25 protein-coding genes and 1 tRNA gene are annotated in these 20,961 nt (G+C 70.7%); 17 read left to right on the top strand and 9 right to left on the bottom strand.

Translation table 11 applies throughout. The annotated features are described in order from the left end of the window. Window positions 1–10: 10 nt before the first annotated feature. Window positions 11–418 carry an NUDIX domain-containing protein gene (locus tag OG448_RS13915; RefSeq protein WP_161150898.1) on the bottom strand — a complete coding sequence of 136 codons (408 nt, stop codon included), beginning with the start codon at window positions 416–418 and terminating at the stop codon, window positions 11–13. 107 nt (window positions 419–525) lie between these two features. On the opposite strand from OG448_RS13915, the gene OG448_RS13910 reads away from it, so the two are divergent. From OG448_RS13910 to xerC, 10 genes are all read left to right on the top strand, one after another. Continuing rightward, entirely contained in the window at window positions 526–1,311 is a 786-nt protein-coding gene (locus OG448_RS13910; RefSeq protein ID WP_400887731.1) for a GntR family transcriptional regulator, read from the top strand. A gap of 155 nt (window positions 1,312–1,466) precedes the next feature. Continuing rightward, complete coding sequence (locus OG448_RS13905) at window positions 1,467–1,823, top strand: hypothetical protein (protein WP_161150893.1); 357 nt, start codon at window positions 1,467–1,469, stop codon at window positions 1,821–1,823. Beyond that, complete coding sequence (locus OG448_RS13900; protein ID WP_405553932.1) at window positions 1,823–3,199, top strand: FtsK/SpoIIIE domain-containing protein; 1,377 nt, start codon at window positions 1,823–1,825, stop codon at window positions 3,197–3,199. The genes OG448_RS13905 and OG448_RS13900 overlap by 1 nt, the downstream gene beginning before the upstream one ends. Window positions 3,200–3,287: 88 nt before the next feature. Beyond that, the gene (locus OG448_RS13895) at window positions 3,288–3,935 is read left to right on the top strand and encodes a DUF2637 domain-containing protein (RefSeq protein ID WP_161150894.1); all 648 of its coding nucleotides are present in this window, start codon (window positions 3,288–3,290) and stop codon (window positions 3,933–3,935) included. Window positions 3,936–3,947: 12 nt separating this feature from the next. After that, the gene (locus tag OG448_RS13890) at window positions 3,948–4,139 is read left to right on the top strand and encodes a mobile element transfer protein (RefSeq protein ID WP_405553930.1); all 192 of its coding nucleotides are present in this window, start codon (window positions 3,948–3,950) and stop codon (window positions 4,137–4,139) included. A 15-nt stretch (window positions 4,140–4,154) separates the two neighbouring features. Beyond that, the gene (locus OG448_RS13885; protein WP_131567478.1) at window positions 4,155–4,349 is read left to right on the top strand and encodes a hypothetical protein; all 195 of its coding nucleotides are present in this window, start codon (window positions 4,155–4,157) and stop codon (window positions 4,347–4,349) included. 25 nt (window positions 4,350–4,374) lie between these two features. Next, window positions 4,375–4,620 (top strand): SpdD protein, encoded by a 246-nt coding sequence (locus OG448_RS13880; RefSeq protein ID WP_405553929.1) that lies wholly within the window; start codon window positions 4,375–4,377, stop codon window positions 4,618–4,620. Window positions 4,621–4,777: 157 nt separating this feature from the next. Further along, window positions 4,778–6,067, top strand: a complete 1,290-nt coding sequence (locus OG448_RS13875) for a replication initiator (RefSeq protein ID WP_405553927.1) — start codon at window positions 4,778–4,780, stop codon at window positions 6,065–6,067. Continuing rightward, on the top strand, window positions 6,064–6,270 hold the full coding sequence (locus OG448_RS13870; RefSeq protein WP_131567485.1) for an excisionase family DNA-binding protein: 207 nt from the start codon (window positions 6,064–6,066) through the stop codon (window positions 6,268–6,270). Before OG448_RS13875 ends, OG448_RS13870 begins: the two co-directional genes overlap by 4 nt. Beyond that, a complete protein-coding gene (xerC, locus tag OG448_RS13865; protein WP_405553925.1) occupies window positions 6,258–7,565 on the top strand; it encodes a tyrosine recombinase XerC in 1,308 nt (435 codons plus the stop codon). Before OG448_RS13870 ends, xerC begins: the two co-directional genes overlap by 13 nt. 75 nt (window positions 7,566–7,640) lie before the next feature. On the opposite strand, the gene OG448_RS13860 is transcribed toward xerC, so the two are convergent. From OG448_RS13860 to OG448_RS13850, 3 genes are all read right to left on the bottom strand, one after another. Continuing rightward, a tRNA-Pro gene (locus OG448_RS13860) sits at window positions 7,641–7,714 on the bottom strand. Window positions 7,715–7,779: 65 nt separating this feature from the next. Continuing rightward, entirely contained in the window at window positions 7,780–8,526 is a 747-nt protein-coding gene (locus OG448_RS13855; protein ID WP_405553923.1) for a Pr6Pr family membrane protein, read from the bottom strand. A gap of 55 nt (window positions 8,527–8,581) precedes the next feature. Next, window positions 8,582–9,508: a metallophosphoesterase gene (locus tag OG448_RS13850; RefSeq protein WP_405553921.1), complete on the bottom strand. Its 927-nt coding sequence runs from the start codon at window positions 9,506–9,508 to the stop codon at window positions 8,582–8,584. A gap of 106 nt (window positions 9,509–9,614) precedes the next feature. Here OG448_RS13850 and OG448_RS13845 point away from each other — a divergent pair, with 106 nt between their 5' ends. Next, the gene (locus OG448_RS13845) at window positions 9,615–10,082 is read left to right on the top strand and encodes a GatB/YqeY domain-containing protein (protein WP_030811466.1); all 468 of its coding nucleotides are present in this window, start codon (window positions 9,615–9,617) and stop codon (window positions 10,080–10,082) included. A 58-nt stretch (window positions 10,083–10,140) separates the two neighbouring features. Here the strand turns inward: OG448_RS13845 and OG448_RS13840 are convergent, their stop codons facing one another. Further along, window positions 10,141–12,426, bottom strand: coding sequence for a transglycosylase domain-containing protein (locus tag OG448_RS13840; RefSeq protein WP_405553920.1), 2,286 nt, complete (start codon window positions 12,424–12,426; stop codon window positions 10,141–10,143). A 514-nt stretch (window positions 12,427–12,940) separates the two neighbouring features. Between OG448_RS13840 and wblA the strand changes: the two genes are divergently transcribed. Further along, window positions 12,941–13,279, top strand: coding sequence for a transcriptional regulator WblA (gene wblA / locus OG448_RS13835; RefSeq protein WP_030811461.1), 339 nt, complete (start codon window positions 12,941–12,943; stop codon window positions 13,277–13,279). A 160-nt stretch (window positions 13,280–13,439) separates the two neighbouring features. On the opposite strand, the gene OG448_RS13830 is transcribed toward wblA, so the two are convergent. Together OG448_RS13830 and OG448_RS13825 are read right to left on the bottom strand one after the other, a co-directional pair. Continuing rightward, the gene (locus OG448_RS13830) at window positions 13,440–14,813 is read right to left on the bottom strand and encodes an ArsA family ATPase (RefSeq protein WP_405553917.1); all 1,374 of its coding nucleotides are present in this window, start codon (window positions 14,811–14,813) and stop codon (window positions 13,440–13,442) included. Next, window positions 14,810–15,787, bottom strand: coding sequence for an ArsA family ATPase (locus OG448_RS13825; RefSeq protein WP_405553916.1), 978 nt, complete (start codon window positions 15,785–15,787; stop codon window positions 14,810–14,812). The genes OG448_RS13830 and OG448_RS13825 overlap by 4 nt, the downstream gene beginning before the upstream one ends. Window positions 15,788–15,858: 71 nt before the next feature. Between OG448_RS13825 and OG448_RS13820 the strand changes: the two genes are divergently transcribed. The 4 genes from OG448_RS13820 (at window position 15,859) to OG448_RS13805 (ending at window position 18,249) form a co-directional block, all read left to right on the top strand. After that, complete coding sequence (locus OG448_RS13820; RefSeq protein WP_086694324.1) at window positions 15,859–16,017, top strand: DUF4177 domain-containing protein; 159 nt, start codon at window positions 15,859–15,861, stop codon at window positions 16,015–16,017. Then, a complete protein-coding gene (locus tag OG448_RS13815; protein WP_405553913.1) occupies window positions 16,014–16,478 on the top strand; it encodes a RidA family protein in 465 nt (154 codons plus the stop codon). The genes OG448_RS13820 and OG448_RS13815 overlap by 4 nt, the downstream gene beginning before the upstream one ends. Window positions 16,479–16,540: 62 nt before the next feature. After that, entirely contained in the window at window positions 16,541–17,422 is an 882-nt protein-coding gene (locus OG448_RS13810) for an NUDIX hydrolase (RefSeq protein WP_405553912.1), read from the top strand. Beyond that, window positions 17,419–18,249 carry an MBL fold metallo-hydrolase gene (locus OG448_RS13805; RefSeq protein WP_405553911.1) on the top strand — a complete coding sequence of 277 codons (831 nt, stop codon included), beginning with the start codon at window positions 17,419–17,421 and terminating at the stop codon, window positions 18,247–18,249. The genes OG448_RS13810 and OG448_RS13805 overlap by 4 nt, the downstream gene beginning before the upstream one ends. Here OG448_RS13805 and OG448_RS13800 read toward each other — a convergent pair. Continuing rightward, the gene (locus OG448_RS13800) at window positions 18,246–19,061 is read right to left on the bottom strand and encodes a nucleotidyltransferase (RefSeq protein ID WP_405553909.1); all 816 of its coding nucleotides are present in this window, start codon (window positions 19,059–19,061) and stop codon (window positions 18,246–18,248) included. The two genes, OG448_RS13805 and OG448_RS13800, sit on opposite strands and share 4 nt — an antisense overlap. Before the next feature lie 53 nt (window positions 19,062–19,114). After that, on the bottom strand, window positions 19,115–19,789 hold the full coding sequence (locus tag OG448_RS13795; protein ID WP_030811441.1) for a Crp/Fnr family transcriptional regulator: 675 nt from the start codon (window positions 19,787–19,789) through the stop codon (window positions 19,115–19,117). 311 nt (window positions 19,790–20,100) lie between these two features. On the opposite strand from OG448_RS13795, the gene nth reads away from it, so the two are divergent. Then, window positions 20,101–20,922 carry an endonuclease III gene (gene nth / locus OG448_RS13790; protein WP_405553907.1) on the top strand — a complete coding sequence of 274 codons (822 nt, stop codon included), beginning with the start codon at window positions 20,101–20,103 and terminating at the stop codon, window positions 20,920–20,922. The last annotated feature ends 39 nt before the right edge of the window (window positions 20,923–20,961 follow it).

The raw sequence follows: 20,961 nt of genomic DNA, 5'->3' as shown, positions 1-20,961 counted from the left end.
CGGGTTCGGACTAGACGAGTTTCACGCCGTCGTGGGCGCGGATGGCCGGCGGGGTCGTCGCGTCGAGTGCGTCCAGGACGCGGATCGCGTACGCCTCGTCGGTGAGTTCGGTGACCTCATCACGGGTGGCCCAGCGAAGGGCTCGGGTCTCGTCTCCCGTGGTGGGGGTGCCGTCGATCGCTTCGCAGCGGAAGACCAGCGAGACGATCAGGCCCGTCATGTTCTTGTAGACGCCGGTGAGAGTCGCCGGAAGGGCGATCTTGATGCCGGTCTCTTCGAGGACCTCGCGCTGGAGGCCGTCGGGGATGGTCTCCTCGGGTTCGAGGACTCCGCCCGGCGGTTCCCAATGGCCGTTGTCGCGGCGCTTGATCAAGAGGGCCCGGCCGCGGTCGTCGACGATGACCCCGGCGACGCTCACGGAGTGCGGGCGTTCTGTGCTCACGTTCCTCGGCCCTCTCGGCTGGCTAGGCTCTCCACCGTAGCAACAACACTCGCCCACTCGTCTAGATACCTAAAGGAGTATCCGTGACCTCTCTACCGAGCGTTCTCGGCGCGCTTGACCCCACGAGTGATCGTGCGGTCTTCCGGCAGATCGCCGACCAGCTGCGCGAGGCCATCGACCGTGGGCGCTTCAAGGAAGGGGAGAAGCTGCCCTCCGAGGCCGAACTGGTCGAGCACTACGGCGTTTCCCGGATGACGGTCCGGAACTCCTTCTCGATCCTCACGGGCGAGGGCCTGGTGCACGCCGAGCACGGCAAGGGCGTCTTCGTCAGGCCCCGTCCGCCCGTGCGCCGGCTCGCCTCCGACCGCTTCGCCCGCCGCCACCGCGAGCAGGGCAAGTCCGCGTTCATCGTGGAGGCCGATGCCGCCGGCAGTCATCCGCAGGTCGACAGCCTGGAGGTCAAGGAGGAGAAGGCGAGCCAGGACATCTCTACGCGGCTCGGCTCGGTACGCCGTGTACTCGCCCGGCGGCGCCGGTACCTGCTGGACGGACGCCCGGTGGAGTTCGCCACGTCCTACCTGCCGCTCGACATCGCCCGCGGCACTCAGATCGCCGAGCCCAACCCCGGCCCCGGCGGCATCTACGCCCGTCTCGAAGAGCTGGGCCACCACCTCGACCACTTCGAGGAGGAGATCCGCGCCCGGATGCCTTCGCCCGCCGAGGTCAAGACGCTGCGTCTGGCCGCAGGCGTGCCGGTTATCCACCTCGTCCGCACCGCCTTCGACACCGAGGGGCGGGCCGTGGAGGTCTGCGACACGGTGATGGCGGCCGACGCCTACGTCCTCTCCTACCAGCTCCCGGCGACCTGATCGGCGGTGCGCGAGGCCACTTCTTCGGACTCGTACACGCCGACAGGCTTACTCGTATAGACGAGTGGGCAAGTTGTGTGGCAAGGTGATCTCGTTCCCGGCGATGACGGGTCCTCAGATCGCATCTTGTATAGACGAGTAGATGGGAAGAAGCCTTGCGCACCATCCGTGTGGAGACCTCGGCCGCGACGATCCTGCTGACCGAGGCACCCGAGCCCAAGGTCCGTGACCGGCAGACGGGCGAGATCGCAAAGGACGCCGTCAGCGGCGAGTCGCTGATGACGATCGGCGTCGTGTACATCGAGGAGGGAGAGTCGTCCCTGATCAAGGTGACCGTTCCGGAGAGCGGGGTGTCGGAAGGGCTCGCGCTCGGTGCGCCGGTCTCGCTGCCCGGCCTGGCCGCCCGGCCGTGGGAGAGCGTCTTCAACGGGCAGCAGCGCCACGGCATCGCCTACCGGGCCGCCGCCGTCACCCCGGCCGCCTTCCCTGCCGCCGTGGGAGCCACGGCCTGATGACCGACCTGACAACGCTCCTGGAGGTGGGTGGCCCCGTCGCAGCACTCGGCGGTGGGGCTGCCTACGCCCGGGCACGACACCCCGGCCTCTACTGGTCCACGGTCGGCTTACCGCTCTCCACAGCCCGGCTGATCGGCTCGTACGGGTCCGTCATGGAAGCCTGTGGCCTCACCGTGACCCCGTCCCGGCTACGCGTCCTGGCGGTCAAGGCCACCAGCCGCCGCGAGGTCCGGCCCGTACCGCCGCGACGCGGAATCATCCGACCCACCACGACCGGACTGCGGCTCCGTCTGCGTCTCGCCCCCGGCCAGGAGCCGGCCGACGTGGCCGCCTCCGCCGAACGACTGCGGCACGCCTGGGGAGTTCACGCCGTCTACGTCACCACGGTGAAGCCGGGCTTGGTCGACCTGCGACTCGTCGGCTTCGACGTGCTGAACCGGGTGCGCATGCCGCGCAAGACTCGGGCCGAATTCCTCCGGGTGCAGGTCGCGCTGCGCGAGGACGCCACACCCTTCCTGCGCGACTACCGCACCGTCCCGCACCAACTCACCCTCGGCGCCACTCTGTCCGGCAAGTCCATGTACCTGCGTCACCTCGTCGCCGGACTCGCCCGGCAGCCGGTCGCCCTGGTCGGCATCGACTGCAAGCGGGGCGTCGAACTTGCGCCCTTCGCCGCGCGGCTCTCGGCCCTCGCCACGAACCCGGAGCAGGCCGCCGAGCTGCTCCCCGCCCTCATCAAGGAAATGGAGGAACGGTACGACCTGATCAAGGCCCGACAGGGCGTCGCCCCCGGCACGCCGGACGAGGAGATCACCTCCGACATCTGGGGCCTGCCCGAGAGCGAACGCCCCGTACCCGTCGTGCTGTTCGTCGACGAGGTCGCCGAACTCTTCCTCGTCGCCACGAAGAAGGACGAGGAACGGCGGGACGAGATGGTCACCCAGCTCATCCGGCTCGCCCAGCTCGGCCGCGCCGCCGGGATCTACCTGGAGGTGTGCGGGCAGCGATTCGGCGCCGAGCTGGGCAAGGGAGCGACCATGCTGCGGGCCCAGTTGACCGGCCGCGTCTGCCACCGCGTCAACGACGAAGCATCCGCCAAGATGGCACTCGGCGACATCGCACCGGAAGCCGTCTTCGCCGCCTGCGCCATCGCTCCCGAACGTCCCGGCCTCGCCGTGGCCGGTGACACCTCCGGCGGCTGGTCCCGCATCCGCACGCCCTATCTGTCCCTCGGTGATGCCGCCGAGATCTGCCACGACTCGGCACATCTGGTCCCCGACCTTCCCGCGCTCAAGCGCTTCCAGCCCGACGTGCCTGTGCGGCCGGTCGGAACCGCGTCTCCGGTCGTGAAGCCACGGCCCGTGACCGACTGACCGCGCTTCCTCCTCACCTCCGGTGGGCGTGACCACCTCGCGCCGTGTCCCTACCCCCGCCATGTCTGATTCCGGAAGGAGCCGCAGCATGCGTGCCCAGCTAGCCCGCGTCGACGCGGTCCTCGTCCAAGCGGTCATCGCCGCCGCGCTGTCCTTCGCCCACCTGCACGACATCGCCTCGGCCGCCGGTCAGGACGGGTGGAAGGCATGGGCCTATCCCGTCTCCGTCGACCTGCTGCTCGTCGCCGCCTGGCGCCGACTTCGGACCAGTGACGCGAAAGCCGCCGGGTGGTGCTGGTTCGTGATCGCGCTGACCGCGTCCCTCGGAGCGAACGTCGCCACCGCCGGACTCCTCGACATCGACCAGGTGCCGGCCTGGCTGCGCATCCTCGTCGCGGGCTGGCCCGCGGTCGCCTTCCTCGGCGGCACACTCCTCGCCCATTCCACACCTGTAGCGGAGGCCCAGCCCGAGGACGCTGACGGACCACAGCCGCTCCCGGCCATCGAGAACCAGGAGAGCGAGCTCGAATCCGCACCTGAGCCCGTCCGCGCGCCGGCCACTGCACCGACTCCCGCTCCACCCCCTGTCCCCGTCCCGGTCGCCCTGATCGAGCACGCCCGCAAGGTCGCCGCCGAGCACCACACCCGAACCGGAGAGGCCATCGACACCCCGACCCTGCGCGCCCGCCTCGGCGTTCCCCTGCCCATGGCCGACGCCATCGCCGCACAGCTCTGAAGGGAGACCACCATGTCCGCCAACCGCCGCTTCCGCGCCGTCACCCGAATCGGCCCCGTCCAGGTCGGCACCTCCTACGACGGACGCGGCCGAGAGAAGCACACCGCCGCCTGCACGGCTCCGCGCTGCGGCTTCTCCGCCGACTACGACAGCCGCGCCGCCGCCGAACTGGCCGCCCGCACCCACCGCTGCCCCGTCCGCTGAAAGGACCCGCCTCCCGTGACCGTCAGCCTCCCGCTCGTCGTCGTCCTCGGCTTCTTCGCCTGGGGAGCGGTCAAGTTCCTCGGCGTCCGCACGTGGATCGTCGTCCTGATCGCCCTCTTCGGCTTCTGGCTCTCGCACACGTTCATGGCCCCGGCCATCGAGTCCGGCACGCGCTCCGGCGTCGGCATCGTCAACGGCTCACATGACTAGACGAGTAGGTAAGGAGAGCTTCGCCGTGTTCCTGCCCAAGTACCCGGACAACCCGACCCCGCCGCCCGCGCACACCCACACCACGGCCGAACCGGCACCCGTGCGACGCCCGGCACCTCAAATCTCCGTCAGCACCGGTGCGGTCGCTGCCGTCCTCGTCGGCGGCGTCGTCCTCACCGCGCTCTTGGCCGCCGTCGCCGTCACGGCCATCTCCGTGGCCGTCGCCGCCGTGGTCCTGCGCTCGATGCTCCGCGAGCAACACCGCCGCTGACGCACCAGGCCCCCGGGTCGGCCTCGATAGCGCCAAGCATCCGCCGCCCTGGGGGCCGTCTCGCCTCCCAGCCCAAGCCAGAAGGAGCAAGCCCATCATCACCCGCGCCACCCCGCCCCCGCTGACCGAACTCGGAGACCTGGCCGCCCTCGGCACCATGCCCGCCCTTCTGCGCCAGCTCTCGGGCCTCGGCGGCTGCACCCACCCGATCCGCCTCGACGGCCACCGCACCGAGTACGACGTGGACACCCGCACCGGCGAGATCGGCGGCGTCCTCCACCACCTCGACTCCGCCGACCTCCCGGCCGGACACCTCCTCGTCCGCTGCAACAACCGCCGCACGACCCGCTGCGCGGCCTGCTCCGAGGTCTACCGCCGGGACACCTTCCACCTGATCACCTCCGGCCTGCGCGGCGGCAAGGGCGTCCCCGAACGCGTCGCCGCACACCCCCGCGTCTTCGCCACCTTCACCGCCCCCGGCTTCGGCCCCGTCCACAACCGCCCCACCGGCCCGGCCGGTTCGGTCCGCCCCTGCCGCTGCGGCACCCTCCACGACCAGGACGACCCCGCCCTCGGCACCCCGCTCGACCCGGACACCTACGACTACGAAGCGGCCATCCTCTGGAACGCGCATGCCGGTCCGCTGTGGCGCCGCTTCTCGACCTACCTGCGCCGCGAGGTCGCCAAGCGCGCCGGCCTCACGCAACGGACCTTCCGCGAGTACGCCCGGGTGTCCTTCGCCAAGGTCGCCGAGTACCAGAAGCGCGGGGCCGTCCACTTCCACGCCGTGATCCGCATCGACGGTCCGGAGGGCGGCGAGACCCCGCCTCCCGCCTGGGCCACCGCCGAGCTGCTGACCGATGCCATCTATGCCGCCGCCACCGCCGCCCGCGTTGACGGGCCTGTCATCGACGGCCGGGCCCACGTCTTCACCTTCGGCCGCCAGCTCGATGTCCGCACGATCCGTTCCGCCGACTTCGACGGCGGCCAGGAGCTGACCGAGCGGGCCGTGGCCGCCTACATCGCCAAGTACGCCACCAAGGGCGCCGAGACCGCCACGGGAGCTCTCGACCGCCCGCTGAAGTTCGCCGCCGAACTCGCCCAGCTCGACATCAGCGACCACGGCCGCCGTCTCATCCGAACGGCCTGGGCCCTCGGTGCCCGCAAGGACCTCGAACACCTCCGGCTGCGGGCCTGGGCCCACATGCTCGGATTCCGCGGCCACTTCTCCACCAAGTCCCGCCGCTACTCCACCACCCTCGGCGCCCTCCGCGACGCCCGCGCCGAATGGCGCCGAGCGCAGGCACCAACCGACGAACGGCAGACGGACACGACGTACGTCCTCGCCCACTGGGTCTTCGCCGGCACCGGCCTCAGCGCCGCCGAAGCCTGGCTCACCGCATCCCTCGAACCTGCCCTCGGGACGGAAGGAGAACCAACCCGATGACTACGACCGCGATTAGTCGGAAGTGGCACACGACAGCTGAGGTCGCCGAGATGCTCGGCTTCAGCCTCTCCAAAACCAAGATGCTCGTACTGACGGGTGAGATCCGTTCCGTGAAGATCGGTCGCAACCGCCGCATCCTTCCCGCCTGGGTCGACGAGTACGTGGAGAGCTGCACAGCAGGGGCGGAGAGGTGGTCCGTGTGAGCGGGAAGCGAGGCAACGGCGAAGGGTCCATCTACCCGTACAGGAACGGCTTCGCAGCTTACGTATGGGTGACCACCCCGGACGGCAACCGCAAACGCAAGTACGTCTACGGCCCCACCCGGAAGGACGTCCACGAGAAGTGGCTCAAGCTCCACAACGAAGCCAAGAAGGGGCCAGTGGCCACCAATACGCCAACGCTCGCGAACTACCTGGCGTACTGGCTCAAGGAGGTCGTGGACCCCAACCTCAGGCCGCTCACCGCTGCCACGTATGAGACGACCGTGCGCTTGTACATCGTCCCGCTTCTCGGCCCCAAGCGGCTCGACCGGCTGACCGTTCAGGACATGCGGAGCTGGCTCAACAGGCTTGCCGAGACGTGCCAGTGCTGCGCACAGGGCAAGGACGACAGGCGGCCCGAGGAGCGGCAACGCTGCTGCGCCAAGGGGGAGTGCTGCCGGCAGACGCTGTCGAAGCGCTCGGTCAATGACGCCCGGACGGTCCTCCGCAGCGCGCTGACCAACGCCATGGTGGAGGAGCGCATCTCCAAGAACGTCGCCCAGCTCGTGAAGGTGCAGCGGGCTCGGCGCAAGCGGCCGGACCCGTGGTCGGTCGAGGAGGCGTGCTCCTTCCTGGAGAACGCGCAGACGTGGCGGGACTACCTCTACGCCGCGTACGTGCTGATCCTCGTCCTGGGCCTGCGCAAGGGTGAGGTTCTGGGACTGACCTGGTCGGACGTGAACCTCGATACAGGCGAGCTGCACGTCCGCCACCAGCTGCAGCGCGTTCGCCGACGCCTGCTCCACACCGACACGGCCAAAACGGAAGCCTCCGAGGCGGTGCTTCCACTGCCGGACATCTGCCTGGCGGCGCTTCGGCTCCGTAAGAAGGAGCAGGAGGTGGCGAGGGAGCGGGCCGCGGATCTCTGGACGGAATCGGACCTCGTCTTCACCACCCGCAACGGCACCCCGGTGGAGCCGCGGAACTTCACCCGCGAGTTCGACCGCCGCTGCGAGCGTGCCGGCGTCCGGCGGATCCGCGTGCACGACACCCGCCACACCTGTGCCTCGCTCCTGGCCGCCCTCGATGTCCACCCTCGGATCGCGATGCAGATCCTCCGCCACTCCGAGATCGCGGTGACCCTGGAGGTCTACACGCACGTCCCCTCGGCGGACACCAGGCGGGCCCTCCGGAAGCTCGGGAAGGTTCTGGGCGGCAGCAAGCAGAGGGACGGCAAGAAGAAGGGCAAACGCAAGCGGGAGGAGCGGCCGGACGGAGACGGCCTTCAAGAGCCATAGCGGTTGCTGTACTCCGCTGCTGTACAAACACTCAGAGGCCCATTCACGATCACGTGAATGGGCCTCTGACCTGTGTCGGGGTGGCGGGATTTGAACCCACGACCTCTTCGTCCCGAACGAAGCGCGCTGCCAAGCTGCGCTACACCCCGATGTCGCTGCTGTCGCGGCGACGTCGTTTACTTTAGCCCACCGGGGGCCGGAGGCGAAATCCGGTTCAGACTCGGCGGCGGACCGGGGTGGGGCGGGCGTGGTCGAGGGTGATCAGCACCAACGCGGAGGCGTAGATCGCCAGGCCCAGGAGGAGGGCGTTGGCCAGAGTATGACGGTAACCGTGGGCCGTGACGTCCAGGAAGGGGTAGAGGGAGCGGGCCCGGGTCAGCGTGAAGATCAGGTACGCCAGCGGGAACAGCAGCCACCCCGCCGCCTGGCGCAGGTGCATCCGTGACGCGGGGGTCAGCAGGAGCCAGTCCAGTACCGCCGCCAGCGGCACCAGCGTGTGCAGGACCTGGAGTGCGGCCCACTGGGCGTGCCACCGCGCCGGCGGCGCCGTCGCACCCGTCATGGTGAACGGCGGCGTCGTGTGGGCCAGCAGTACGTGGTACACCACCGCGCCGATCACCACGTACAGCAGCACGGCCCCCGTCAGCGCGGCCGGCAGGGCACGGCGCGGGCGCCAGGACCGCGAGGCCGATATCAGCATGACCACCGCCAGCAGCACCGTGCTCTGCACGCTGAAGTAGCTCAGCGCGCGGGCCGGGCCGGCCAGGTAGATCTCCAGGGCCACCCCCGCCCCCGCCAGCAGCGCGGTCAGCAGGCGGTACGCGGCCACCAGGGGGCGCCGGACCGGCGCCACCACCGCCGTCACCGGCACGAACGACGGCTTCAGTACGGGCGTGCTCTCCCAGGGGATCGCGGGCAGATCCGGGATCTCCCTGGGCACGGGCGGTATCGGTGCGGTCATGCCCTCACGCTAGGCAGGAGGGCGAAATGCGACCATTCAGAGCACTCCGGTCGGGTTACGCCCGCTCCACCAGCGTCAGCAGCGTCGCCTCCGGGGGGCAGGCGAAGCGGATCGGGGTGTAGCGGTTCGTGCCGCAGCCCGCCGAGACGTGCAGGTAGGACGTGTTGCCCTCCGCCGTATGGGTGGACAGCCCCTTCACCCGGTCGGTGTCCAGGTCGCAGTTGGTGACCAGCGCGCCGTAGAAGGGGACGCAGAGCTGGCCCCCGTGGGTGTGCCCGGCGAGGACCAGCGGGTAGCCGTCCGCCGTGAAGGCGTCCAGGGTGCGCAGGTACGGCGCGTGCACGACGCCCATCGAGAAGTCGTGACCCTCGGAGGGGCCGCCGGCCACGCGGGCATAGCGGTCGCGCTTGATGTGCGGGTCGTCCAGGCCGGTCAGCTCGATGGAGACGCCCTCGACCTTCAGCACACCCCGCTGGTTGGTCAGGTTCAGCCAGCCCGCGGTGTCGAAGCCGTCCCTGAGGTCCTCCCAGGGGTTGTGGACCACGCCGACCGCGGGCGCGTTGCCGTTCAGGCCGTGATTCCCGCTCGCCTTCTCCAGCAAGTACCGCGCGGGGTTGCGGAGTTTGGGGCCGTAGTAGTCGTTGGACCCGAAGACGTACGCGCCGGGGAACTCCATCAGCGGGCCCAGCGCGTCCAGCGTCTCGGGGACGCCCTCGGGGTCCGAGAGGTTGTCGCCGGTGTTGATCACGAAGTCAGGGCGCAGCCCGGCCAGCGACTGGAGCCAGCGCTGCTTCTTGCGCTGCCCGCCCACCATGTGGATGTCGGAGACCTGAAGCATCCGCAGCGGGCGCATGCCCGCCGGGAGGACCGGCACGGTCACTCGTCGGAGGCGGAAGGAGCGGACCTCGAAGCCCGCCGCGTACGCCACTCCGGCGGCGCCTGCCGCCATGATTCCCAGGGGTACTCCGTATCGCGCGCGCATACGCCCATCGTGTCAGACCCCGCCGGAGCCTCAAGAGCGGGCGCCCCTTAATCAAGCCCCTTTAATCAGGGGGCGTTCGGCCGCGGGCACCTGCGACAATCGGTCCATGACCACCACGCTCAAGTCGAAGCTCCACGACGACCTCAACGCCGCGATCCGCGAGCGCGACGAGCTGCGCTCCGCGACGCTCCGGCTGACCCTCGCCGCGATCACCAAGGAGGAGGTCGCGGGCAAGGAGAAGCGCGAGCTGTCCGACGACGAGGTCCTCAAGGTGATCACCAAGGAGGCGAAGAAGCGCCGCGAGGCCGCCGACGCCTTCGCCCAGGGTGGCCGTCCCGAGCAGGCGGAGCGGGAGAAGGCGGAGGGCGAGCTGCTCGCCACCTACCTGCCCAAGCAGCTCTCCGACGACGAGCTGACCACGATCGTGGCCCAGGCCGTCGAGGAGGCCAAGGCGGGCGGCGCCGAGGGGCCGCGGGCCATGGGTGCCGTCATGAAGATCGTGAACCCGAAGGTGGCCGGCCAGGCCGACGGCGGCCGCGTCGCCGCGATCGTGAAGCAGCAGCTCCAGGGCTAGAGACGTGACAGTGGGGCCGCACCTTCGGCGAAGGTGCGGCCCCACTGTCGTACCGGACTCAGTTCCGGCGTCCGCCGTTGGCGTTCCCCTGCACGAGCCCCGACTTCGTCGGCTTCGGCTGCCCGGCGCCCGGACGGCCGCCGTTGTTGCCGCCGTTCCCGCCGGTCAGCCCGCCGAAGAGGCCGCCGATCAGGCCCCCGCCCGGCGTGCCCTGACGCCCGCCGTTGTCATTGCCGTCACCCCGGCCGTTGCCCCCGCCGTCGCCCTTGTCCTGGTCGTCGGGGATGTCGATCGTGTTGAAGTCGGGCGCGTCCTTGCCCACGAGGGCGCCGGACATCGCGTCCCGCCAGATGGGGCCCGGCACGCCGCCACCGAAGACGAGGGGATGGAACGTGCCACCGATGGTGATGTTGCTCATCTGCACGTCCTGCCGGGCGCTGCCGACCCAGACGGCGCCGGACATGTTCGGGGTGTAGCCGACGAACCAGGCGTTCTTCCGCTCGTCCGTCGTACCCGTCTTGCCCGCGCTGTCCCGGTCGTTCAGGCCGGCCTCCTGGCCGGTACCGGAGTCGATCACGTCCCGGAGCAGGGTGTTGACCGTGTCCGCCGTCTTCTCGCTCATCGCCCGCGTGCACGTGGACTTCGGCACCGGCAGCGACTTCTCCTCGTCACCGGACTTCTCGGTGATCGACTCGATGGCGACCGGGGTGCAGTACATGCCGCGCGAGGCGAAGGTGGCGTACGCGTTGGCCATGGTCAGCGGGGACAGGCCGATGGCGCCGAGCGCGATGGCCGGCGTCTGCGGCAGCTTGGAGCCGTCGCCCTGCACCACGTGCAGCTTGTCGGCCATCTTGACCACCGGGCAGAGCCCGATGTCGGCGATGAGCTGCACGAAGTAGGTGTTGACCGACTTGGCCATCGCCTCCTTCATGCGGTACGGGCCCTTCTCGGACTCGTTCTCGTTCTCCGCCGTCTCCTTCTCGGTGTTGCGGTAGGGCGTGGCGCCGCACCGCTGGATGGGGCTCGGATAGTTCATCTTGTACGGCGCGGAGTACGCCTGCGTAGGCGGCTTGCCGCCCTCGATCGCGGCCGCCGCCACGAACGGCTTGAACGTCGAACCCGTCGGGAAACCGAAGTTGGAGCCGCCCAGGTCCCGGTCGACCGAGAAGTTGTACTCGGTCTCGTCCTTGGCGTAGCCGAACGGCTTCGACTGGCCCATCGCCAGCACCTTGCCGTTGCCCGGCTGCACCAGGGTCGCGGCCGCCGCCACCGAGTCGGACTTGTAGACGTGGTCCTTCAGCGAGTCCTGCACCGACTTCTGCGCCTGTGGGTCCAGCGTCGTACGGATCGTCATGCCGCCCTTGTTCCAGAGCTTGGCGCGCGCCTCGCGGGACTTGCCGAAGACCGGGTCGGTGAGGAAGACGTTCTCGACGTACTTGCAGAAGAACGCGGAGTCACGGGTCGCGGTGATGCAGCCGTTCTTGGGGCGGCTGACGTGCAGGCCCAGCGGCTCCTTGCCGGCGCGGTCGGCCTCGGCCTGGGAGATGTCGCCCAGCTCGGCCATGCGCTGGAGCACGGTGTTGCGCCGCTTGGTGGCCTCGGCCTCGTCGTTGACCGGGTCGTAGCGGCTCGGGGACTGCACGATGCCCGCCAGCAGGGCGGACTCCTGGAGGTTGAGGTCCTTGGCGTGCTTGGAGAAGTACCGCTGGGCCGCGGCCTCGACGCCGTACGCCTGCTCGCCGAAGAAGGTGATGTTGAGGTAGTTCTCCAGGATCTTCTTCTTGCCGAGCTTCTCCTCGATCTGGATCGCGTACTTCAGCTCGCGGACCTTGCGGCCGAGGGTCTGCTGGGTGGCCTGGGCGACCTTGGTCGGGTCGTCGCCGGCCTCCTCGATGAAGTAGTTCTTCACGAGCTGCTGGGTGAGGGTGGACGCGCCCTGGGCCACGCCGCCGCTCTGCGCGTTCTTGTTCAGCGCCCGGAGCACACCCTTGAGGTCGATGGCGCCGTGCTGGTAGAAGCGCGAGTCCTCGATGGCGACGATGGACTTCTGCATGTACGGCGAGATGTCCTTCAGCTCCACCACCGTGCGGTCACGGGAGTAGACGCTGGCGATCTGGTTGCCCCGGCTGTCCAGTATGGTCGTCCGCTGGCTGAGCTGGGGGCTCTTGAGGTTGGCCGGGATCTCGTCGAAGCCCTGCACCGAGCCCTTCGCGGCAAGGCCCAGCGCCCCGGCGGCCGGCAGTGCGATCCCCGCCATCACCGCCCCCGCGAGCACGCTGACACCGAGGAACTTGGCGGCCTGCTGCGTGGCCGACAGACCACCGCCCGAGCGCTTCTTTGGCATGGGGGCAGCCTAATCCGTGGTGATAAGCGTTCCGGGGGAGCGACGGGCCCCCGGGCGGTTCGGGTGCAGGATCGTGACGTCCGGTCGGGTGGTGTGACGGCGCGGCAAAGCGGTGGCCCAGGTTGGCATTCGCCGGACACACGCACAGGCATTGGCCTAAGCTGCATTCAACTGTCACAGCGGCGCGGCCAGGTAGCAATACGTCCGGCGACCCCGAATCGCTCCGGCCCCCCTCGATTTTCCGAGGGGGAAGTGTCCGAAACCGCCTCGTGTGTCACCCGGCGCCCCATGTGCCGCGTCACAACCGTCCCGCTTTGCCGGGATGATCACGCATGTCGCCAGCTCACTCCTCCGGGTGATCTGCCGCTTACCCATAGTCCGTTCGGGCCATTCAAGATTGGGCCCGAAGGGGGTGTTGCGCTGTCCGTGCCTTCCGTAACGTCCTCAACTGGCGGCGGTGAATATGCCGCTGCCGCCGTGGGGGAGCCTCGATTCGGGAGAGGACGGCGCCGGTATGGGCTGGGTTACCGACTGGAGTGCGCAGGCCGCCTGCCGCACTACCGATCCGGATGAACTGTTCGTGCAGGGAGCAGCGCAGAACAGGGCCAAGGCGGTGTGCACCGGATGCCCGGTGCGCACGGAGTGCCTGGCCGACGCGCTGGACAACCGCGTCGAGTTCGGCGTGTGGGGAGGCATGACGGAGCGCGAGCGCCGGGCGCTGCTGCGCCGGCGGCCCACCGTGAGCTCCTGGCGGCGGCTGCTGGAGACCGCCCGCTCGGAGTACGAGCGCGGCACGGGAATCGTGCCCCTCGACGACGACGAGGTGTACGAGAACTACGCGGCCGTGAGCTGACGGCTCGCCTCCGGCATAGACCGGCGGCACCGACAGTCCGCACGGGCGCTCTGCACGGGACGGTACGGCGATGGCGCGCGGGGAGCTGGGCGCTGTACGCGCCCGCGCCCGCCGCGCCGCCGTACGTATGGACGGGCGTGCCCGCCCGCGCCCGGGGCCGCTAGGACAGTTCCGTGTGCCCCGCCGCGAGGCGGTCGCCGATGTCGCGCAGGCCCGTGAGGTCGTGGACGTCGCCGGGGAGCGCAGGTACTTCCACGATGGCCACCTCGGGGTGGTGGCTGATGAAACGGTCCCGCGTGCGCCGTTCGCGCGCGAGGAGCCGCATGCGTTCGGCGTGCAGGCGCAGCAGACCCGCGGTCAGTTCGTCCACGGGCCGGTCCGGGTCCGCGGCGGGGGAGCCGTCCTCGGGAGCCGGAGCGTCGGAGTCCGCTGCGACCGAATCTGCTGGGCCGGAATCTGAACTTCCGTCTGTTTCGGGGGAGTTACGAACGTTAGCCTTCCCGTCCGTCTGATCCACAATGCCGGGCTCCGCAAGATTTTCCGCGGCGGCGAGCGCCTGGTCGGCCGACAGCCGGGTGGCGCCGCTGCCGTGGACCCGGTTGAGCACCAGGCCGACCAGCGGCATCTTCTCGGCCGCCAGCCGCTCCACGAAGTACGCGGCCTCGCGCAGCGCGTCCCGCTCGGGTGCCGCCACCACCAGGAACGCCGTCCCCGGCGCCTGCAGCAGCTTGAAGGTGGCGTCCGCGCGGGTGCGGAAGCCGCCGAAGGTGGTGTCCATGGCGGACACGAACGTCTGCGCGTCCTTGAGGAGCTGGCCGCCCAGCAGCTTGCCCAGGGTGCCGGTCATCATCGACATCCCCACGTTCAGGAACGCCATCCCCGCGCGGCCGCCCAGCTTGGCCGGCGCGGTCAGCACCCGGATCAGCTTGCTGTCCAGGAACGACCCGAGCCGCTTGGGCGCGTCCAGGAAGTCCAGCGCGTTGCGGGAGGGCGGGGTGTCGACGACGATCAGGTCCCACTCGTCCTTGGCGCGGAGCTGGCCGAGCTTCTCCATCGCCATGTACTCCTGCGTGCCCGCGAACCCGCCGGAGACCGTCTGGTAGAAGGGGTTCGCCAGGATCTGTGCCGCCCGCTCGGGGTCCGTGTGCGTCTCCACGACCTCGTCGAAGGTGCGCTTCATGTCGAGCATCATGGCGTGCAGTTCGCCGGGCTCGGCGCTCTCGCCGGGGGCCTCCTCCCGGCGGTCCTCGGTGCCCTTGACCCGGCGCGGCACGTTGTCGAGGGAGTCGATGCCCATCGACTGGGCCAGCCGCTTGGCCGGGTCGATGGTGAGGACGACCACCTTGCGGCCGCGCTCGGCGGCCCGGAGGGCGAGCGCGGCCGCCGTGGTCGTCTTGCCGACGCCGCCGGAGCCGCAGCACACCACGATCCGGGTCTCCGGATCGTCCAGCAGCGCGTCCACGTGCAGCGTCGGCGCCGGGGACCGGCCGGAGCGCGCGTCCGGGTCTGCGGCGGTCTGCGGCTCCTGGCTCATGACAACCCCTGCTTCCGCAACTCGGTGGCCAGTTCGTACAGGCCCGTCAGGTCCATGTCCTCGGCGAGCAGCGGCAGCTCGTCCACCGGCAGGTCCAGCTCACTCAGGACCGCGCGCTGCTCCTGCTCCAGGGTGTGCCGCTCGGCGTACTCGGCGGCCTGCGCCAGCAGCGGGTCGACCAGCCGCTCGGCGTGCCCGCCGCGCCGCGCTCCGCCGAGGCCCGCCGAGGACAGCGCGCGGGCGACGGCGGTGTGCGGGACGGTACGGGCCAGGTCCAGCTCGGCCGCGTCCAGCACCTCGGGGCGGACCATGTTCACGATGACGCGGCCCACCGGCAGCCCCGCCGCGCGCAGTTCGGCGATGCCGTCGGCGGTCTCCTGGACCGGCATCTCCTCCAGCAGCGTGACCAGGTGCACGGCCGTCTCCGAGGACTTCAGCACCCGCATCACGGCCTGCGCCTGATTGTGTATCGGGCCGATCTTGGCGAGGCCGGCCATCTCGTCGTTGACATTGAGGAAGCGGGTGATGCGGCCGGTGGGGGGAGCGTCCATCACGACGTGGTCGTAGAGGAACTCGCCGTTCTTGTCCTTGCGGCGCACCGCCTCGCACGCCTTGCCGGTCAGCAGGACGTCGCGTAGGCCGGGCGCGATGGTGGTGGCGAAGTCTATGGCGCCGAGTTTTCTCAGCGCGCGGCCCGCGCTGCCGAGTTTGTAGAACATCTGGAGGTAGTCCAGAAGCGCCTGTTCGGCGTCGATGGCGAGGGCGTACACCTCGCCTCCGCCGGGAGCGGTGGCGATCTTCCGCTCCTCGTAGGGCAGCGCCTCGGTCCCGAAGAGCTGCGCGATGCCTTGCCGGCCCTCGACCTCGACGAGAAGCGTCCGCTTCCCCTCGTTGGCGAGAGCCAGCGCTAGAGCGGCGGCGACCGTCGTCTTTCCGGTCCCGCCCTTGCCGCTGACGACCTGGAGCCTGCTCACGTCTTCGAGCCTAACCAGTCCGGGCGACACTCACGCGGGAGGCTGTGGATAACAGCGACTACAGTCGGCCCATGACCAAGTGGGAATACTCAACTGTGCCGCTGCTCGTCCACGCCACGAAGCAGATTCTGGACAACTGGGGCGAGGACGGCTGGGAGCTCGTCCAGGTGGTGCCCGGGCCCAACGCCGAGCAGCTCGTGGCCTACCTGAAGCGCGAGAAGCAGGCGTGAGCGGGGTCGAGGCCCGGCTCGCCGACCTCGGCCTGACGCTGCCGGAGGTCGTGCCCCCGCTGGCCGCCTACCAGCCCGCCGTGCGCTCCGGGGAGTACGTCTACACCGCGGGCCAGCTCCCGATGGTGGACGGACAGCTTCCGGTCACCGGCAAGGTCGGTGCCGAGGTCACGGCCGAGGAGGCCAAGGACCTGGCCCGGACCTGCGCGCTGAACGCGCTGGCCGCCGTCAAGTCCGTCACCGGCGACCTGGACCGGATCGCCCGCGTGGTGAAGGTCACCGGCTTCGTCGCCTCCGCCGCCGACTTCACCGGCCAGCCCGGTGTCCTCAACGGCGCCAGTGAGCTGCTAGGTGAGGTCCTCGGCGACAAGGGCGTGCACGCCCGCAGCGCGGTGGGCGTCGCGGTGCTCCCGCTGGACGCTCCGGTCGAGGTCGAGATCCTGGTCGAGCTGCTCCCGTAGCCCGCTCGGTCACCGGTCCGGTACCTCTCGAACATCTGCCCTGTTCGGGATAGCCTCCGCCCATGGCGAACGGTCAGTGGTACCCCCCGGAGTGGCCCGACCGCATCCGCGCCCTCGCGGACGGCACGCTCACCCCCGTCGCCCCCCGGCGGGCGGCGACCGTGCTGCTGCTCAAGGACACCCCGGCCGGACCGGCCGTCCACATGCTGCGCAGACGCGCCTCCATGGCCTTCGCCGGAGGCGCGTACGCGTATCCGGGCGGCGGTGTGGACCCGCGCGACGACGACCACCACGTCCGCTGGGCGGGCCCCACGCGCGCGTGGTGGGCGAACCGGCTCGGTGTCGATGAGACGGCCGCCCAGGCGATCGTCTGCGCGGCCGTGCGCGAGACGTACGAGGAGGCCGGTGTCCTGCTCGCCGGGGCCGACCCCGGCACGGTCGTCGGCGACACCAGCGGCGACGACTGGGAGGCGGACCGGCTCGCCCTGGTCGCGCACGAGCTGTCCTTCGCGGAGTTCCTGGACCGCCGGGGGCTCGTACTCCGCTCCGACCTGCTGGGCGCGTGGACCCGGTGGATCACCCCCGAGTTCGAGTCCCGGCGCTACGACACCTGGTTCTTCGTCGCCGCCCTGCCCGAGGGGCAGCGCACCCGCGACCTGTCCACCGAGGCCGACCGCACGGTGTGGACCCGGCCCGCCGAGGCCGCCGCCGGGTACGACAGGGGCGAACTGCTGATGATGCCGCCCACCATCGCCACCCTGCGCCAGCTGCTGCCCTACGGCACCGCCGCAGAGGCCCTCGCCGCCGCGCCGGACCGCGATCTCACGCCGGTGCTCGCGCGGGCCCGGCTGCTGGACGGCCGGGTGGAGCTGAGCTGGCCGGGGCACGAGGAGTTCACCAAGCACGTCCCGGCCGCTCCGGGCCCGCGGGGAGGGGCGGCATGACCGACGCCGCCGCCCTGCCCGGCCAGCCCCGCGACGCGGTCCGCTCGGGCCCGGCCACCGAGCGCGCCGTCAACGTGCTCGCGCCCAACGCCTCGCCCATGACGCTGGACGGCACCAACACCTGGATCGTCGCGGAGCCTGACTCCGACCTCGCCGTGGTCATCGACCCCGGCCCGCTGGACGACGGTCACCTGCGCCAGGTCGTCGACGCCGCAGAGAAGGCCGGCAAGCGGATAGCGCTCACCCTGCTGACCCACGGGCACGCCGACCACGCGGAGGGCGCGTCCCGGTTCGCGGAGATCACCGGCACGCGCGTGCGTGCGCTCGATCCGGCGCTGCGGCTCGGGGACGAGGGACTGGGCGCCGGGGACGTGGTCACGGTCGGCGGGCTCGAGCTGCGGGTCGTACCGACGCCCGGCCACACCGCGGACTCCCTGAGCTTCCATCTCCCGGCCGACCGGGCCGTGCTCACCGGCGACACCGTCCTCGGGCGCGGCACGACCCTGGTCGCCCATCCCGACGGGCGCCTCGGGGAGTACCTGGCCTCCCTGCGCCGGCTGCGTTCGCTGACCGTGGACGACGGCGTGCACACCGTCCTGCCGGGCCACGGGCCGGTGCTGGACGACGCCCAGGGCGCCGTCGAGTTCTACCTCGCCCACCGCGCCCACCGCCTCGCCCAGGTCGAGACGGCCGTCGAGAACGGCCACCGCACCGCCGAGGCCGTCGTCGCCCACGTCTACGCCGACGTCGACCGCTCCCTGTGGCCGGCGGCCGAACTGTCGGTACGGGCCCAGTTGGACTACCTGGGCGAGCACGGGCTCATCTAGGACGCGTTCTTCGCGCCGTGCACGCGCGCGTACTCCCCGGCCAGCCACGGGCCCAGGTCGTCCACGTAGCCGTGCAGGATCGCGGCGTCCCCGACGGGCTCGTGGCCGTAGCGGGCCGCCACGCGCATCTGGGCGGCCCGGCGGGGGTGGTAGGCGCCGAAGACCTCCGCCATCTCGGCCAGGTCGCTCGTCCAGCCGTTCCAGCGGGGCATGACCAGGGTGAAGCCGGTGCGCACCAGGTGCCGGGACATGAACCGGACCAGCGGACGCCGGGCCTCCTCCGTGTCGGCGGCGCCCGCGATCCGCTCGCGCCAGCGCGGGAGCAGATCGGCCAGGTCGCCGTTGGTCTCGCGGGCGAGCCGGGGAGTGGGCCGGTAACGGGGCAGACGCCCGGCGAGGTCCTCCCCGAGCAGCGGGGTGCACAGGCAGGCCAGGAACCAGCCCATGTCGTACCGCTCGCCCTCGCTCAGCAGCCGGGCCTCGCTGTACAGCAGCGGGCCCACGCCGTCGATCTCGGGGAACTGCCGGTCCAGGGCCGTGGCGAGGGCCGCCAGGGCGCTGCGGTCGGCGTCGGTGGGCTCGTCGCGCAGGGCGACCAGGAGGTCCAGGTCGCTGCGCCCCACGCGCGCGGTGCCGCGCGGGACGGACCCGTAGAGGTAGCCGCTGTGCAGCCGCGCCCCGAAGGTCTCCGCCAGCCCCTCCCGCGCGGCGGCCACCACGGGACGGAACGCGTCCTGCACGCGCGCGAGGGAGCCTTCACGGGCGATGAATCCCTCGGCGTCGAGGCCGTGGGGGACTGGCGGTCCGGACATGCGGACACTGTGCACCGCCCGAGGCGGCGGTGCAGGTCAATTACGGGCAGGCGTCAGCGGGACCGCTTGGCGAGGCGCTCCACGTCCAGCAGGATCACCGCGCGGGCCTCCAGGCGGAGCCAGCCGCGCTGGGCGAAGTCGGCCAGGGCCTTGTTGACCGTCTCGCGGGAGGCGCCGACCAACTGGGCCAGCTCCTCCTGGGTGAGGTCGTGCACCACGTGGATGCCCTCCTCGGACTGCACGCCGAAGCGGCGCGAGAGGTCCAGCAGGGCGCGGGCGACACGGCCGGGCACGTCGGAGAAGACCAGGTCGGACATGGCGTCGTTGGTCTTGCGCAGCCGGCGGGCGACGGCACGCAGCAGGGCGCCGGCGACCTCCGGGCGGACGTTCAGCCAGGGCTGGAGGTCGCCGTGGCCGAGACCGAGCAGCTTGACCTCGGTCAGCGCGGTCGCGGTGGCCGTACGCGGGCCCGGGTCGAACAGCGACAGCTCACCGATCAGCTCGCTGGGGCCGACGACGGCCAGCATGTTCTCCCGCCCGTCGGGCGAGGTGCGGTGCAGCTTGACCTTGCCCTCGGTGACGACGTACAGCCGGTCGCCGGGGTCGCCCTCGTGGAACAGGGAGTCGCCACGGGCGAGGGTCACCTCGCTCATGGAGGCGCGCAGCTCCGCGGACTGCTCGTCGTCAAGAGCCGCGAAGAGCGGGTTGCGCCGCAGAACGTCGTCCACGAGTTCTCTCCTTGTCGAGCTGCTCAGGGGATGTTCCTCCCCAGCGTGCCAGGGGACCGTGTTCCCCGTTTTCCCGGACGGTCCAAACAGTGTGATCTGTCACAAGGATGCCGCACAGGTGTCCCGGGGTATGCGGCAGGGGTCCAATCGGGGGCCGATCTTCCGGGTCCGGCGCGGATGTCGGTGCCGGGCTCTAGGCTGGCCGGGTGTCCAAATCGCCGGTGAGAGCACAGGCCGAGGGGGCTGCGCGGGTGGTTGCACGACGTGATTCCGCCGTGGGCGAACAGGATTCCGATGGAAGTGGCAAAAAGGTGAAATCCATAAAAAAGGACCCCGCGAAGACGACCGGTGCGACGACCGGCGAATCGCACACCGCCCTGGTCCGCCGCGCCCGCCGGATCAACCGCGAACTCGCCGAGGTCTATCCGTACGCCCACCCCGAGCTGGACTTCGAGAACCCCTTCCAGCTCCTGGTCGCCACGGTCCTGTCGGCCCAGACCACCGACCTGCGCGTCAACCAGACGACCCCGGCGCTGTTCGCCAAGTACCCCACCCCGGAGGACCTCGCGGCGGCCGACCCCGCCGAGGTGGAGGAGATCCTGCGCCCCTGCGGCTTTTTCCGGGCCAAGACGCGCTCGGTCATAGGGCTGTCCAAGGCGCTCGCGGAGGACTTCGGCGGCGAGGTCCCCGGAAAACTGGAGGACCTGGTCAAGCTGCCCGGCGTCGGCCGCAAGACCGCCTTCGTCGTCCTCGGCAACGCCTTCGGCCGGCCCGGCATCACCGTGGACACCCACTTCCAGCGGCTCGTGCGGCGCTGGAAGTGGACCGAGGAGACCGAGCCCGAGAAGATCGAGGCCGCGGTCGGCGCACTGTTCCCCAAGAAGGACTGGACCGACCTCTCCCACCACGTCATCTGGCACGGCCGCCGCATCTGTCACGCCCGCAAGCCCGCCTGCGGCGCCTGCCCGATCGCCCCGCTCTGCCCGTCCTACGGCGAGGGCGAGACCGACCCGGAGAAGGCCCGCAAGCTCCTCAAGTACGAGAAGGGCGGCTTCCCCGGCCAGCGGCTCAACCCGCCCCAGTCCTACCTGGACGCGGGCGGCATCCCGGCCCCGCCGCTGGGGGCCGGATGACGGGAACGATCAGGGGGCAGGCGGGCGTTGGACACGGCA

It is taken from the genome of Streptomyces sp. NBC_01171 (assembly GCF_045039805.1).
GTDB lineage: Bacteria > Actinomycetota > Actinomycetes > Streptomycetales > Streptomycetaceae > Streptomyces.
Note: the sequence above shows the minus strand (reverse complement) of the source record. Positions and strands in the feature narration are given on the sequence as shown.

Bases quoted from the DNA above. Each gene is read 5' to 3' on its own strand.
- OG448_RS13830 (WP_405553917.1), bottom strand. From the start codon at position 14,813: ATGAGCCAGGAGCCGCAGACCGCCGCAGACCCGGACGCGCGCTCCGGC.
- OG448_RS13890 (WP_405553930.1), top strand. From the start codon at position 3,948: ATGTCCGCCAACCGCCGCTTCCGCGCCGTCACCCGAATCGGCCCCGTC.
- wblA (WP_030811461.1), top strand. From the start codon at position 12,941: ATGGGCTGGGTTACCGACTGGAGTGCGCAGGCCGCCTGCCGCACTACC.
- OG448_RS13810 (WP_405553912.1), top strand. From the start codon at position 16,541: ATGGCGAACGGTCAGTGGTACCCCCCGGAGTGGCCCGACCGCATCCGC.
- OG448_RS13805 (WP_405553911.1), top strand. From the start codon at position 17,419: ATGACCGACGCCGCCGCCCTGCCCGGCCAGCCCCGCGACGCGGTCCGC.
- OG448_RS13800 (WP_405553909.1), bottom strand. From the start codon at position 19,061: ATGTCCGGACCGCCAGTCCCCCACGGCCTCGACGCCGAGGGATTCATC.
- OG448_RS13845 (WP_030811466.1), top strand. From the start codon at position 9,615: ATGACCACCACGCTCAAGTCGAAGCTCCACGACGACCTCAACGCCGCG.
- OG448_RS13840 (WP_405553920.1), bottom strand. From the start codon at position 12,426: ATGCCAAAGAAGCGCTCGGGCGGTGGTCTGTCGGCCACGCAGCAGGCC.
- OG448_RS13820 (WP_086694324.1), top strand. From the start codon at position 15,859: ATGACCAAGTGGGAATACTCAACTGTGCCGCTGCTCGTCCACGCCACG.
- OG448_RS13875 (WP_405553927.1), top strand. From the start codon at position 4,778: ATGCCCGCCCTTCTGCGCCAGCTCTCGGGCCTCGGCGGCTGCACCCAC.
- OG448_RS13870 (WP_131567485.1), top strand. From the start codon at position 6,064: ATGACTACGACCGCGATTAGTCGGAAGTGGCACACGACAGCTGAGGTC.
- OG448_RS13900 (WP_405553932.1), top strand. From the start codon at position 1,823: ATGACCGACCTGACAACGCTCCTGGAGGTGGGTGGCCCCGTCGCAGCA.
- OG448_RS13895 (WP_161150894.1), top strand. From the start codon at position 3,288: ATGCGTGCCCAGCTAGCCCGCGTCGACGCGGTCCTCGTCCAAGCGGTC.
- OG448_RS13855 (WP_405553923.1), bottom strand. From the start codon at position 8,526: ATGACCGCACCGATACCGCCCGTGCCCAGGGAGATCCCGGATCTGCCC.
- OG448_RS13850 (WP_405553921.1), bottom strand. From the start codon at position 9,508: ATGCGCGCGCGATACGGAGTACCCCTGGGAATCATGGCGGCAGGCGCC.